Below are 12,890 nucleotides of genomic sequence, written 5' to 3' on the forward strand. Positions count from 1 at the left end.
GTGGTCAAAGAGAACATGTCCGGGGTGACAATAAAGCAAAAATGACAGGGCAAAAAAATACCCCGCGCGGGTGGGCGCGAGGCATTCAATTTCAAGCGAAATGCTTAAGATTACTTGGCAGCCTTCTTAGCAGCCTTCTTCGGTTCCGGCTTAGCCTGTTCTGCCGGCTTTTCCGGAGCGATAACTTCGAGAAGTTCCATTTCGAACTTGAGGACAGAGTTACCCGGGATAGCACGGTTGCCACGCGGACCGTAAGCGAGATCGCTCGGGATCCATGCGACGACCTTTTCGCCAACCTTCATGAGCTTGAGCATTTCCGTCCAGCCAGCGATAACGGCAGTGACCGGGAATTCAAGCGGCTGACCACGGTCGACAGAGCTGTCGAACTTGGTGCCATCGAGGAGCGTACCGGTGTAGTGGACCTTGACCCTGTCTTCGTCCGTCGGGGTTGCACCCTGACCTTCAGTAATGATCTTGTACTGGAGACCGCTCTGCGTGGTCACGACACCTTCAACAGTCTTGTTCTGAGCGAGGAAAGCTTCACCTTCAGCCTTGTTCTTTTCGGCAGCGAGGCTGTCTTTCTTCATCTTTTCAGCCTGACGGTCAGCAGAAAGCTTGTTGAGCGTTTCCATGACGATGGAGTCGTTCATCAAGAACTTGGCAGAATCGCTATTGTAGCGTTCCTTGAATGCCTGGATGAAGAGATCGAGATCGAGATCGATGGAATCGCGAGTCACGAGCTGGAAACGAGCCTGGTTACCAAAATGAGCACCGAGAGCGTAGCTGTACTTGTCCTTTTCAGTCACAAGCGAGGTCTTTTCGGCAGATGCTGTTTTGCACGGTTCGCAACCCGTCATAAGCATGGCAAGAGCGCCAGCTGCAACAATCAATTTAGTCTTCATTTTTATCCTCTATGAAAAATAGACTTCCTTAAAATAGTAAAACAAACCACATAAAGCTTACAATAATTTTCTTTTTACCTTTACATTTAGTATATTTTCCGCTGTCAATTAAACTATCAGGAAATATTATGTGCGGAATTATCGGATATAATGGAAAAGGGGAAGCTTTACCGGTCCTCATCGAAGGGCTTAAGAAAATGGAATACCGAGGCTACGATAGCTCAGGTGTTGCCGTCATCGAAAACGGACAAATCAAAGTTGTCCGTGCCTCCGGGAAAATCAAGGCTCTCGAAGACAAATTAAAAACCACCCCGATCAAGGGTTCCATAGGCATCGCCCACACGCGCTGGGCCACCCACGGCGCCCCCACTGAAACAAACGCCCATCCACACACAAGCTATGATGGAAAGATTTCGATAGTCCACAACGGCATTATCGAAAACTACGCAAGCCTCAAGGCAAAACTCATCTCCGAAGGCATTGAATTCAAGTCTGAAACCGATACCGAAGTCGTAGCCCACCTGATTGCACGCTATTATAATGGCGACCTCAAGTCCGCCGTACTCAAGGCACTCAAGCAGATTGAAGGTACATTCGGTCTCGGCGTCATCAGCAGCGACGAACCGAACGTCTTGATTGGCGCCCGTCGCGGAAGCCCGCTCATCTTGGGTATCGGAAACGACGACGATTTCTACCTCGCGAGTGACGTTTCCGCCATCATCAACCACACACAGAAAGTTGTTTACCTCGATGACAATGACATCGTCCAAATCAAGGACGGCGGATACTCCATCGTAAACATGAGCAGCCACGAAGTGCAGCGCGAAGTCCAGGACGTGGAATTTGACGCCGACGCAGTCGCCAAGGGCGGATTCCCGCACTTCATGCTCAAGGAAATTTTCGAACAGCCCGAAGTGTTGCGCAATACAATGCGTGGTCGTTTGCTCACCGCCGAAGGTAATGCAAAGCTCGCCGGCCTCGACACAAACATCAAGGAACTCCGTAACATCAACCGTATCATCATCACTGCCTGCGGCACGAGCTACTATGCAGGCATGGTCGGTGAATACATGATCGAAGACCTCGCCGGCGTTCCGGTCGAAGTCGAATACGCTTCGGAATTCCGCTACAGAAACCCGATCATCAAGCCGGGTACACTCGTTATTGCCATCAGCCAGTCCGGCGAAACCGCCGACACGCTCGCCGCTCTCCGCGAAGCCCAGCAGAAAGGCGCAACAGCACTCGCCATCTGTAACGGCGTTGGTTCGACAATTGCACGCACAAGCGACGGTGGCGTTTACCTGCACGCCGGTCCGGAAATCGGTGTGGCCAGCACCAAGGCATTCACAAGCCAGGTCACCGTGCTCGCCATGATTGCCCTCTTGCTCGGTCGTCAGCGCAGACTCAGCTTTGAAACAGGCGCCGACATCGTGAAGGACCTCTTGGAACTCCCGGATCTCGTAACAGAAACGCTCAAGCTCTCCGACAGCATCGCCGAAATTGCAAAGACGCTCTGCAAGGCAAACAACTTTTTGTACCTCGGTCGCCACTTCTGCTACCCGGTCGCCATGGAAGGAGCATTGAAGCTCAAGGAAATCAGCTACATCCACGCTGAAGGCTACCCCGCTGCAGAAATGAAGCACGGTCCAATTGCCCTTATCGACGAAAACATGCCGGTCGTGGTCATCGCCCCGAAGGATTCGCTCTTCGACAAGATCATCAGCAACATCCGCGAAATCAAGGCACGCGGTGGTAAGGTCATCGCCGTCACGACGGAAGATTGCCACCCGCTTGACGAAATCGCAGACCACATCATCACGGTCCCGAAGACCCGCCCAATGCTCATGCCGATTCTCGCCTGCGTCCCGCTCCAGTTGCTCGCTTACCACATCGCCGTGTTGCGCGGAAACGACGTGGACCAGCCGAGAAACCTCGCCAAGAGCGTGACAGTGGAATAAGACAGCTTTGCCGCAGTTAGCAAAGCTTAAAACGTAAAGCATTGAACGCAAGCCCCTCCCGATGGGAGGGGCTTTGTGATTGACTGTTTATGTAATTTCTATATTGTAGTTCAATGGTTGATTCCGAAGCTCTTGAGCAAGAAGATTATGAAGTAAAAATCGGTTCGTTTAACGGGCCGATGGATTTGCTTGTCTATCTCGTTCAGAAAAAGGAAATGACACTAGACCAGATTCCCATTGCAGAAATCGCAGATGACTTTTTGAAATGGGTGAACGAGTATTCCGAAACAGACCTTTCCAAGGCAGGCGACTTCTTGTTTATGGCAAGCCGCTTGATGGCGCTCAAGGTGCAGGAGTTGCTCCCGGCCGAAGAACGCGATCCGGAGATGGAAGAGGAATACAACGAAGACCGCGAAAAGCTCATGAAGGAAATGTTGGAATACCAGCGTTTCAAGCAGGTCGCGAGCGGTCTCCAGGAAATGGAAGCGAAGAACTTCGGAACGTATTCTCGTGGGCGCCTCGAAAAGACGCAGAGCGACGACGACACGCTCGCCGATGCAAACATCTGGCAGCTTTTCCGCGCCTACCAAAAGAGCTTAAAGACAAAGATTTCCGAGACGATCCACCATATTGAATTGGACTACGTGACGATTCAGGACCGTCAGCAGGCGATTAACAACTACCTGAACGTACATGGACGTGCGCTTTTTGAAGACTTGCTCGACAACGATTCGCACCCGATTGTCGCAGCGGTGACGTTCATGGCTATGCTTGAAATGATCAAGACGGACGACATCGTTTTCCGTCAGAGCGAACTTTTCGGACCAATCTGGATTTACCGCAAGAAGAACAACCCCGAGTACGCCGACGAAATGGCACACGAGACCGTATTCTTCAGCAAGGATCCCGAGGTCAAGGCAGGGCTTGTGGAAACAATCCGCAGCCAAGCAATTGCACGTTCCAAGGAAAAGAGCGTGGGCGACCTTGCCGCTACGATGCGCGAAGCCGTACTTTGGACGGAACGCGGCAGGAACGTCACCGAAGAAGACCTCAACGCGATGTTGGAAGGTCGCGAAGACATTTCCGAAGTGCAGGACAACCCGTTTGCCGACATGATTGCGGAAGCGGACGCCGCCGAAGGCGCTCAGCAGGCAGCAAGCGCACCTGATACCGCCCAACAGCCCACAACTCCAGAAAGTGCAGAAACCGCACCGAGCCAAAATGCCGCTACTGCAAATGACAACGCTGCGGCCCCGGTCGAAAATACGGAAGCTGTTTCGGCTCAAGAAGCCGCGCAGTCCGCAACTTTGGAAAGTGCAGAAATGTCCGCTAGCGAAGACGAAGCTCCAGTACTTAGCAAGAGTTCGATCCCTGAATTCGGCGCTAACGATGATGACGATTCAGAAGAACGCGCCCACACATTCGAACCGGTAGATGAACCCATCGAAGAAGAGCCCGTTAAGGACGAGCCCGCCGAAAGCGCATTCCAAGGTTTGAACGAGCAGTCCGTCCAGCAGATGAGCGACGAGGAATTTGCCGCCTTTATGCAGAAAGCTCAAGCATTCTACAACAACGCAAGTTCCGCACAGTCTAACGAAGCGCAATCCGCATCAACAACGGCACAGTCAAGCGCCACGAAGCCGACCTCCGCAGCATCTCACAGCACTAATTCTTACACTTCTTACAGCAGCTCCAGCAAGAACTCTTGGGATGAGCCCGCACCGGCTGCAGTTCAAACGGTTCAAGAAGAAGAGCCGGAAGAAGACAAGTATTCCTCTTACAGTTTCGGCAACGAAATGACAGACGAGGAATACATCGCCTACTTGAACCGCAGCGCCCGCGCAAGCCGTAAGGAAGAATCGAAGCCGGCGGCAGGTTCCGAGAAGTCCGCAGCATCCACAAGCGCGGCTCCCGAGAAACCCAAGAAAAAGTCTTTCATGCCCGAAGATGACGAAGGCGGAATGACGGACGAAGAATACCAGGCATACCTCGCCGAGCATGGCGACGACGATGAAGACGAAGAAGGCCCCGTTGTCTACGGAGCCGGTAAAGATTAATTCTTCGTTTGCCTAAACTTTATCCAAACAGTTTGGCGATATACGGGTAGGCTTCATCCGGCAAAGTGAAATGCTTTGCGATATAGAACATATAAGGAATCTTGACTGCTGCAAACGGCAAAATCCGTTTCGTGGCTTCCGCGATTTTCTGCGGGTCCGTCGTTCCCAAATAAGCAGGGAAGAAAATGTTCCAATGAGCCAAAAGATTTTCTTTACTCATGTGGAAAACAAGATCCGCCTTTTGCTCATCCATTCTGTGCGTCATGCTCCACAACATTCCCAAATCCCAACCAGGGTCACCATAGCCGAAATCACCCATATCAATCCAAAGCGTTCGCGCTCCATCGGTAATGACGTTGCTAATTTGCAAATCGCCATGAAGGCAAGTCGGGGTGTCGGGAACGGTGTCGATAAAAGCCAAAGCCTTTTGCTTGTAAAAGTCAGGAACTACAGCCTTTTCAAGATAAAAGCGACGGAATTTTTCTTTTGTAGACACAAGTTTTGACGTATCCGCTTTCGTCGAATGGAGTTTCTTAGCCATTTCTGCAAATATCAAAGAAAGCTCTTGCAGTCGGCCCGGCTCTTCTGAAATAATTCTCGAAAAAGAACGCTTATTCCGGATAAGTTCATATTCAGCACCAAAACGTTCGCCATCCGTTATCAACCGAATTGGTTTTGGAGTCAGGACACCCAAACCAAAAGCACTGCAAGATGTCAAGAAATCTTTTTTAGCACAGTCCGCTTCGAATCCGGGGTGATAAAGTTTCGCAATCGTATCGCGAGTCTTGTGCGTGTACGAGACTGCTGTTGCGCCTTCTCCCGTCGCTACATAATCATCTAAATTGATTTTTTCAACTTCTTCAGACATAACAGCCTCTCTTAATAAAACTTTTCGACCAGGGAATGAACCAATCCTGCAAACAACTTCTTATAAGCTTCAGGAGTCGGCATCAAGATTGAACGGATACAAGCATCCAAAGGAGCAAACTTGCCAGCAAGAGCAGTGAAGGCGGAAATGTCCTTATTCCCCGTGTAGGCCTCAGCAAACGCATTCCAGAAGTTTTTCAACTGTTCCTGCGACATGTGGAAAATTTCCTGCGCTGCCGGGAACTGAGAATAAACTTGGCAAGTCATGAAAAAATGCCCTATATCGAACATTGGCGACCCGTGACTAAACCAGCCAAGATCAATCCAATAAGGTTTATCGTCACCAGAAATAATCAGGTTGCCCATCTGGAAATCGCCATGCAAGCAGGTTTTCTCGTCTTCTATACTCTGAACAAACGCCCGCATTTTTTCTCTATCATCATCTGCAACAAAATCAGACGCATCGATACCCTTCAGGGCAAGATCCTTGCGGCTTGGGAAAAACTCCGTATCGCAAATCGTCGCGTGCAGTTGCAGGCCCAATGAAGCAAGCAACTTAGCCATTTCACTGATGCGTGACGGATCATCGGAGCAAATACGCGAAAGAGACTTTTTTCCCTTAATGATTTCTACGAGCTGACCGTAACCATCCCCCACACGCACCATATCGAACATACGAGGAGTCGGGATTCCCAAATCAAAGACATGCTGGGCTGCGTCACGTTCTTGCTTTACGGTTGCCTCATCACAACGAGGCGGGTTATTCACTTTCAAGAGGAAATCAGGATGACCGGGATGCACATAAGTTTTCCCGTTACCGCCCTCACCTACCTGCGTCCAGGTACTAATATCAATATTCTGGTATTCCATTTTTGCTCCCTAGAAAATGTTTCTCCTTATAAAGATATCGCTTTTTCTTTAGAAAAGGACAAAAAGAATTTGGCTGATACTCCAAATTATTCAATATTGGCGAGTTATTATTTGATATTGGCGAATTCTGCCGCAAAATCAACAAAAAAGCCCCGCCGAAGCGAGGTTTAAAGGAGATTCCGGCTCGTCCCCGTCAAGCGAGGACAGGTAGGCCGGAATGACAGATTGATCGTTAATCGTCGTTACGACCGCCGAGGAGCCCCGCGCGGTATGCCCAGTAGAGCAACTGCAAGATAGAAGAAATTGCAGCGGCGACGTACGTGAGGCCTGCGGCAAAGAGCACGCCAGAGACGGTATTGTATTCGCGACCTGCGGCAACGACTTCCATGCGGGCAAGAGCCTTCTTGGCACGTGCAGAAGCGTCAAATTCCACAGGCACGGTCACAAGCGTAAAGAGTGTCGCAAGCGCAAAGAGCACCACACCTACAACCGCGAGAGACTGGCCAAGAGCCTTGCCCATGCCCATAAGCATAATGCCAATAATCACGAGCCATGGTCCGAGATTAGAACCGATGTTGGCGGCAGGCACAATGGCAGAACGGAGCCACAGCGGGAAGTAGCCTTCGGCATGCTGGATGGCGTGACCGACTTCGTGAGCGGCTACGCCTGCGGCACTTGCATTGCGGCCGGAATAGACTTCGGGCGACAGGTTGAGCGTCTTGTTCAGCGGATTGTAATGGTCCGAAAGGAAGCCCTGGTGCTTGAGGATTTTCACGTCAGTAATGCCAGCTTCCATAAGGATAGCCTTGGCAACATCGGCTCCGGTGAGGCCGCTAGAAATTGTGACTTTTTGGCCAGCGGCAAAACGCTTCTTGACCAACAGGGAAACGGCGCCCGAAAGCACGAGCGTCACCACGAGAATCATCATGTATAAAGGATCGAACATCATAGTTGTTATTAGTTGTTAGTCAGTGGTTATTAGTAATTAGTTATTGGTCAATAGTTATTGGTTGTTAATCATTAGTTCTAATGACTACGGACTAATGACCATTGACCTTACTATTCTCCATCAATTTACAAAAAGAATGGCGAAAGCGACTGTGATTTCGTCACTCTTTTTTGCTTATTGTCGCCGATTTTTACATGTCACCGGTGGTGAACTTGCTCTTGTCGCGCAAATGCGTGAGGAACATGCCCAGCACGAAGTAGATGACCGCCTGTATCGCTAGCAGATAAAGCTTAGGCGCCACATCGTAAATGTCACCGCCCATCTGTTCAATCGAGAGCCATGCGGGTACGGCAAACGTACTCGGCAGAATGTACGAAAGCCCCACCATCCAGCTCGGCATCAAATAGCTCGGCCAGCTAAAGTTCGCAAGGAACAAGATTGGGATGGAGAGGTTCAGGAACAGCTGCATGCTCGATTCGCGGTGCAAGAAAACTTGCGAGAGGCACATGCCAAAGTTGATGACCGATGCAAGGAACACCACCGCAAAAATCGTCATCGGCAAGAGTTCGCCACGACGCGGGAAGTCGAACAAGTTGTAGATGAAACAATGGTAGAACAAGATGAAGCAGCAATAATGCAAGAAGTATGCGAGCGAACGCCCTAAGTAACGGTACGGCATGCTCTCGTTTTCAACTTCGGAATAGCGATTGTTCCTACGGAAACGCCTGTGAGCACGGGATCCACCCATAATGCAAATGCCGATAATCAGCGACTGCTGCAAAATCACCACAAGCACGCTCGGGACAACGTAATTCGAATAGCTGCCCGTATTGTTGAACATTGTCTGGATGGATAGCGGCATCGGGTCTCGCATCGCCATTGCCTTTGCCGAGGGCACCTTTTTGCCAAGCGCAATCGCCTTCACCTTACTCACCGCACCGACAGTCAATGCACATGTCGAGAATGCCGTTCCAATCGTACCGTGGAGCATCACGTAGGCGCCATGCGTAAAGATATCAATCTTGGTCGTTTTCTTGTCGATCAAGTCCTTTTCCATGTTCTCGGGAATGACCATGAAGCCGAAAATGTCTTCACGCGCCATTGCGGTTTCCGCTTGGAGCATGTCGTTAAAGACAGCCTTGACTTCGACCTGTTGCGTTGCAGCCGCCATTCGCGTAAGTTCACGGGATTTTGCAGAATGGTCCAAATCCACCACAGCTACAGGAACTCGTGTCACCGTCTGGTTCACGTATGCTGTCGGGTAGTAAAACGCGTAGAGAATACCCGCCACCACAAGCAACAACACCGCAGCAGGGTCCGTTACGAACAACTTCCATTCTGTCAAAGTAACTTTCAAAAGACGACTAATCATTTGCGCCTCCTGATTTTCTTGAGCAACTTCTTGAATAGCGTATCAACGGGCACGATGTTTTCTTCTTCAACGACAACCGGCATTTGAGAATCCAGTTTCAAGCGGTATTGCCAGCGGAGCACAATTGTAAAGCAACCAAGCAAACTCCAGAACAAGGCCATGCCGCCCATGAGTTTGATAACTTCCCAGGATTCAGCCATGCCGACATCACCGAGGAGCATCATAGACTGCACGCGGAGCACGTGAGTGAGCGGGAGCAAGAATGCAAAGCAACGCACGGCAAACGGCATCGCCATCACAGGGAACGTCTGACCGGCAAACGCAAATGCAGGGCCGCCAATCACGCCCGCAACGCCTGTCGCAATACGCATCACGCCAGTCACGCCCACAAAAGTAATGCCCGCACCAAAGCAACAAATCACCATCAAAAGTTGCGCTACGGAGACCATCACAAATTCTTCAAAGCTCATCGGCATAAGCATGCGGTGCGTGTATGCATAGCAACCCATGTATTCGAGCCAGAGGATAATCACAGCCGGGACAAAAGCGGCCACGCCAAGCGTTACCCAAGAACGTTCTGCAGAACTAAAAAATTCACGGACGCGATGGTCGCGAAGCGGGAACGAAGCAATATACACCGCCACAAGCATCCCTGCCAAGTGGAACATCGCAGACAAAAGCCCTAGTGCCAGGAACCCCTGGTAATTGCCCTCGATGTTACCCACCGAATGGATTTCCGTCTTGACTGGGTCATCATACGAAGCGGCAAAAAGGTCCGAACCGATACTTGTGATGACCGCACGGATTTCCTTTGTCGCAAACATGTTCGTGAGGTAGTTCTGACCACTGGAAAAAACGGGGATCACAGGCGCTTCAAGTCGCAAAGCACGGCGTTCCAAATCCGTCGGGAGCACGATAAACGTCTGCAAGTCTCCGCGAATCACCGCATGTTCACATTCGCTCATGTCGTGGCAATTCAATTTAACATCGAGCACGGGGCTCGACTGGATTGCACGTTCCAAGCGGTCCGCAAGTTGGCTATGGTCCTGCTTGAGAATGCCCACCGGGATGTGCTGCACGATTTCGCTCGAGAACATTTCCAGCATGAAGACGGAAACGCCTACGGGGAGCACCGTAAGAATCATCCACAAAACAATCTTGTGGCCGAAGTAAATCTTCCCGATTGTCTTTAAAAGACCTTTCAGCACGATAACCTTCTATCCAATTATTGAATATCGTCGGCAGGGAGCAAGACGCTCATGCCCGGGCGGAGGTTCTCGACCTTGTGTGTCGGGCGCATGCGAACTTCGAACGTCTTGAGGTCAAAGCCGGAGCTTTCCTTGGAGCTGCGCCATGTGGCATAGTCACCGACAGAAGCGATGTAGCTTACGGTCATTTCGATGGTCTTATCAAGAGCAGGAACCTGGAGGTAGAACTTTTTGCCCTTGGAGACGTTCTTGAGGTAATCTTCACGGAGGTGGAACACCGCCCAGGAATCGTTCAAGTCCGTCACGGCGATAATCGGCATACCGGAACCGACAACTTCGCCTTCTTCGGCGAGCTTGAGAGAAACTTCACCGGTAATCGGCGTGCGAATCTTGGTTTCTTCGAGGTAGGCATCGACTTCGGCGTTCGCGCCCTTGGCCTGCATCACGAGAGCGTTTGCGGCGGCCTTGTCTTCGCTACGGGCACCAGCAACTGCCTGGTTGTACTGAGCGCGGGCGGCATCAGCAGCGGACTGGGTCGCCTTCATCTGCGTTTCAGCTTCATCGCGCTTCTGGAGCGGAAGCACGCCTTCGTTGTAGAGTTTCTGCACGCGGTTGTAAGTGTTCTTGGCAAGCGTTGCGGCTTCTTGAGCACGATCAGCCATTGCCTTGAGCGCCGTGATGTCTTCGCTGCGGGCACCATTGCGGGCCTTGCTTGCTTGAGCCTTGGCAGCACCGAGTGCGCCCTGAGCCTGCATTTTCTTGGCTTCGATTTCCGGGCTGCTGATAACAGCCACAAGAGAATCCTTGTAGACGACATCGCCTTCGTGAACGAGCAAACGTTCGATACGGCCCGGGACCTTCCCTGCCACGAGCACGCGGCGGGCTTCCATCTGGCCTTGCAAGAACAGTTCACGCGGTTGCGTTGCGAACTGCTGGAGCTGGGAGATGCCCATAATGACGAGCACTATCAAGGCAAGTACGACAACAACTTTTCCAATCATCTTTAATGCGTTCATTATTTATTCTCCGTTTCTAAATTCTGTTCGACCGGTTGTGCAGATTCAGTTGCAACAGGCGCTTCAGTTGCGGCCTGCGGTTCTGTTGCGGCAGGTTCACCGGTTGCTGAGCTTGCCGAAGCATCAACAGGCTTTTCAACCACAAGCTGCTTAGACACAAGGACTGTACCTGCGGTAGAAACTTCGCCGGCGGCTTCAAGGAGTCCAAGCCAAGCAATCACAGCATCGTAATGAGCCTTGATATCAGCCACCTGCAAACGGGAAAGTGCAAGTTCAGCATCCACCACTTCTAGCCCCGTAGCAAGCCCTGCTTCGTACGCCTTATTCTGGCTACGCAATGCTTCAACAGCAAGCTCTCGCGTCTTGACAAGGCTTGCGAGCCTCCCCTTTGCATGTTCCAGTTCACGCCAGCGCTTTTCGACCAAGAGCTTCAAGTTGTCAATCGTTTCTTCTTCGAGGCTTCCCAAAGAACGGTCCATCGCCTTTGCAGAGCTCACCTTGGCACGGGTATCACCACCCTTGAAGATATCCCACTGCATCTTGGCGCCAATCGCCCATTCCGGTTCAAGAATCGTCAAGTCCTTGGTGTAAAGTTCCTTGTAGCCAAACAAAGCAATCGTCGGGAAATAATCGGCACGGGCAGCTCTAATCGCGTTCTGGTTACGCTTGCGTTCAATGCGGAGCTGGCGAAGTCCCGGGTGCTTTTCAACAGCGAGCGCCTTGAATTCATCCATCGAGCGGATACCTTCGGGAGATTCCACCGGCGTTGTTGCAGTAAGGCTTGTATCCGTATGCAAGAGGCTTGCAAGAGCCATACGGGCGAGCGACTGGTCGCGGAGGGCATCTTCATAAGCGTTTTCGGCTTCGGCAAGGGCCACTTCGGCACGGAGACGTTCCGTCTTGCTAATCTGGCCGCCCTCTTCGAGCTTCTTGGAACGGTTCAGATGTTCTTCAAGGTCCTTTTTAGTCGTCTCGCGCATGCCGACAAGCTCTTCGCACAAGCGGAGCGTAAAGTACTTGGTCGCCACATCCATGAGCACGGTGTTCTGCGCCATTTCAAATTCTGCCTTACGGGCGTTCACATTCTCCTTGGCGGCGTCATAAGCAGAATAAATCTTGAGACCGGTAAAAATCGGCCAAACGACGGTCAGGCGAGCGTTAAAGAACCAATCGTCTTGCACCTTCATGTTGAAATCGGCATCGTTGATGTTCTTAGTCGCGGCCGAGCCATACTGTTCCGCAGTCTGCTGAGCGAATGTTTCTGGAGAACTCGTGCCAAGCTTTTCCTTAAGGGCATTTTCGGCATAAGCCTTTGCCTGGGCTTCGCTCCCCGTCTTGGCATAGGCGCCTTCGTAAGCCTGCTTATAACCATCGGAAGCTTTGTTGTAGGCCTCGATATAAGCCTTGGAATAAGCGGCAGCACCGGCTATATCGCCAAGCGGCTGCTGGATACGTCCGAGGTCAATATTAATGGGGTCATTGATTTTGGTAATGCCAGCCGACAGACTCACCGTCGGGAGGAAACGGGCAAAAGCTTCATCTTCGCCACTTTGGGCAATATCCACTTTCGCCTTTTCAGCCTTGATTTTGGAATTGTTCGCCATGGCCATATCCAGCGCATCTTGCAAAGAAAGCGCTGTCGCATTAGCAGCCACGCAACCACTGAGAATAAAAGCAAAGTACCGTTTCAT

At 51.2% G+C, this 12,890-nt stretch carries 10 protein-coding genes; 2 read left to right on the forward strand and 8 right to left on the reverse strand.

Features of this window, described 5'->3' with window-relative positions; translation table 11 throughout:
- Positions 1-110: 110 nt before the first annotated feature.
- The gene (locus B9Y77_RS08055; RefSeq protein WP_085491150.1) at positions 111-902 is read right to left on the reverse strand and encodes an FKBP-type peptidyl-prolyl cis-trans isomerase; all 792 of its coding nucleotides are present in this window, start codon (positions 900-902) and stop codon (positions 111-113) included.
- A 128-nt stretch (positions 903-1,030) separates the two neighbouring features.
- On the opposite strand from B9Y77_RS08055, the gene glmS reads away from it, so the two are divergent.
- Positions 1,031-2,860 carry a glutamine--fructose-6-phosphate transaminase (isomerizing) gene (gene glmS, locus B9Y77_RS08060; RefSeq protein WP_085491151.1) on the forward strand — a complete coding sequence of 610 codons (1,830 nt, stop codon included), beginning with the start codon at positions 1,031-1,033 and terminating at the stop codon, positions 2,858-2,860.
- 113 nt (positions 2,861-2,973) lie between these two features.
- Positions 2,974-4,917, forward strand: coding sequence for a segregation and condensation protein A (locus tag B9Y77_RS08065; protein WP_085491152.1), 1,944 nt, complete (start codon positions 2,974-2,976; stop codon positions 4,915-4,917).
- Between the two features lie 19 nt (positions 4,918-4,936).
- Here the strand turns inward: B9Y77_RS08065 and B9Y77_RS08070 are convergent, their stop codons facing one another.
- From B9Y77_RS08070 to B9Y77_RS08100, 7 genes are all read right to left on the reverse strand, one after another.
- Positions 4,937-5,785 (reverse strand): TIGR02172 family protein, encoded by an 849-nt coding sequence (locus B9Y77_RS08070; protein WP_085491153.1) that lies wholly within the window; start codon positions 5,783-5,785, stop codon positions 4,937-4,939.
- A gap of 11 nt (positions 5,786-5,796) precedes the next feature.
- On the reverse strand, positions 5,797-6,654 hold the full coding sequence (locus tag B9Y77_RS08075; RefSeq protein ID WP_085491154.1) for a TIGR02172 family protein: 858 nt from the start codon (positions 6,652-6,654) through the stop codon (positions 5,797-5,799).
- Positions 6,655-6,886: 232 nt separating this feature from the next.
- Positions 6,887-7,603 (reverse strand): zinc metallopeptidase, encoded by a 717-nt coding sequence (locus B9Y77_RS08080; protein ID WP_073423601.1) that lies wholly within the window; start codon positions 7,601-7,603, stop codon positions 6,887-6,889.
- A gap of 190 nt (positions 7,604-7,793) precedes the next feature.
- Complete coding sequence (locus tag B9Y77_RS08085) at positions 7,794-8,975, reverse strand: ABC transporter permease (protein WP_085491155.1); 1,182 nt, start codon at positions 8,973-8,975, stop codon at positions 7,794-7,796.
- Positions 8,972-10,183: an ABC transporter permease gene (locus B9Y77_RS08090; protein WP_085491156.1), complete on the reverse strand. Its 1,212-nt coding sequence runs from the start codon at positions 10,181-10,183 to the stop codon at positions 8,972-8,974. The genes B9Y77_RS08085 and B9Y77_RS08090 overlap by 4 nt, the downstream gene beginning before the upstream one ends.
- 17 nt (positions 10,184-10,200) lie before the next feature.
- Positions 10,201-11,199, reverse strand: a complete 999-nt coding sequence (locus B9Y77_RS08095; RefSeq protein WP_085491157.1) for an HlyD family secretion protein — start codon at positions 11,197-11,199, stop codon at positions 10,201-10,203.
- Positions 11,199-12,890 (reverse strand): TolC family protein, encoded by a 1,692-nt coding sequence (locus B9Y77_RS08100; protein ID WP_085491158.1) that lies wholly within the window; start codon positions 12,888-12,890, stop codon positions 11,199-11,201. The genes B9Y77_RS08095 and B9Y77_RS08100 overlap by 1 nt, the downstream gene beginning before the upstream one ends.

The organism is Fibrobacter sp. UWB13 (genome assembly GCF_900177805.1).
Classification (GTDB): Bacteria; Fibrobacterota; Fibrobacteria; order Fibrobacterales; family Fibrobacteraceae; genus Fibrobacter.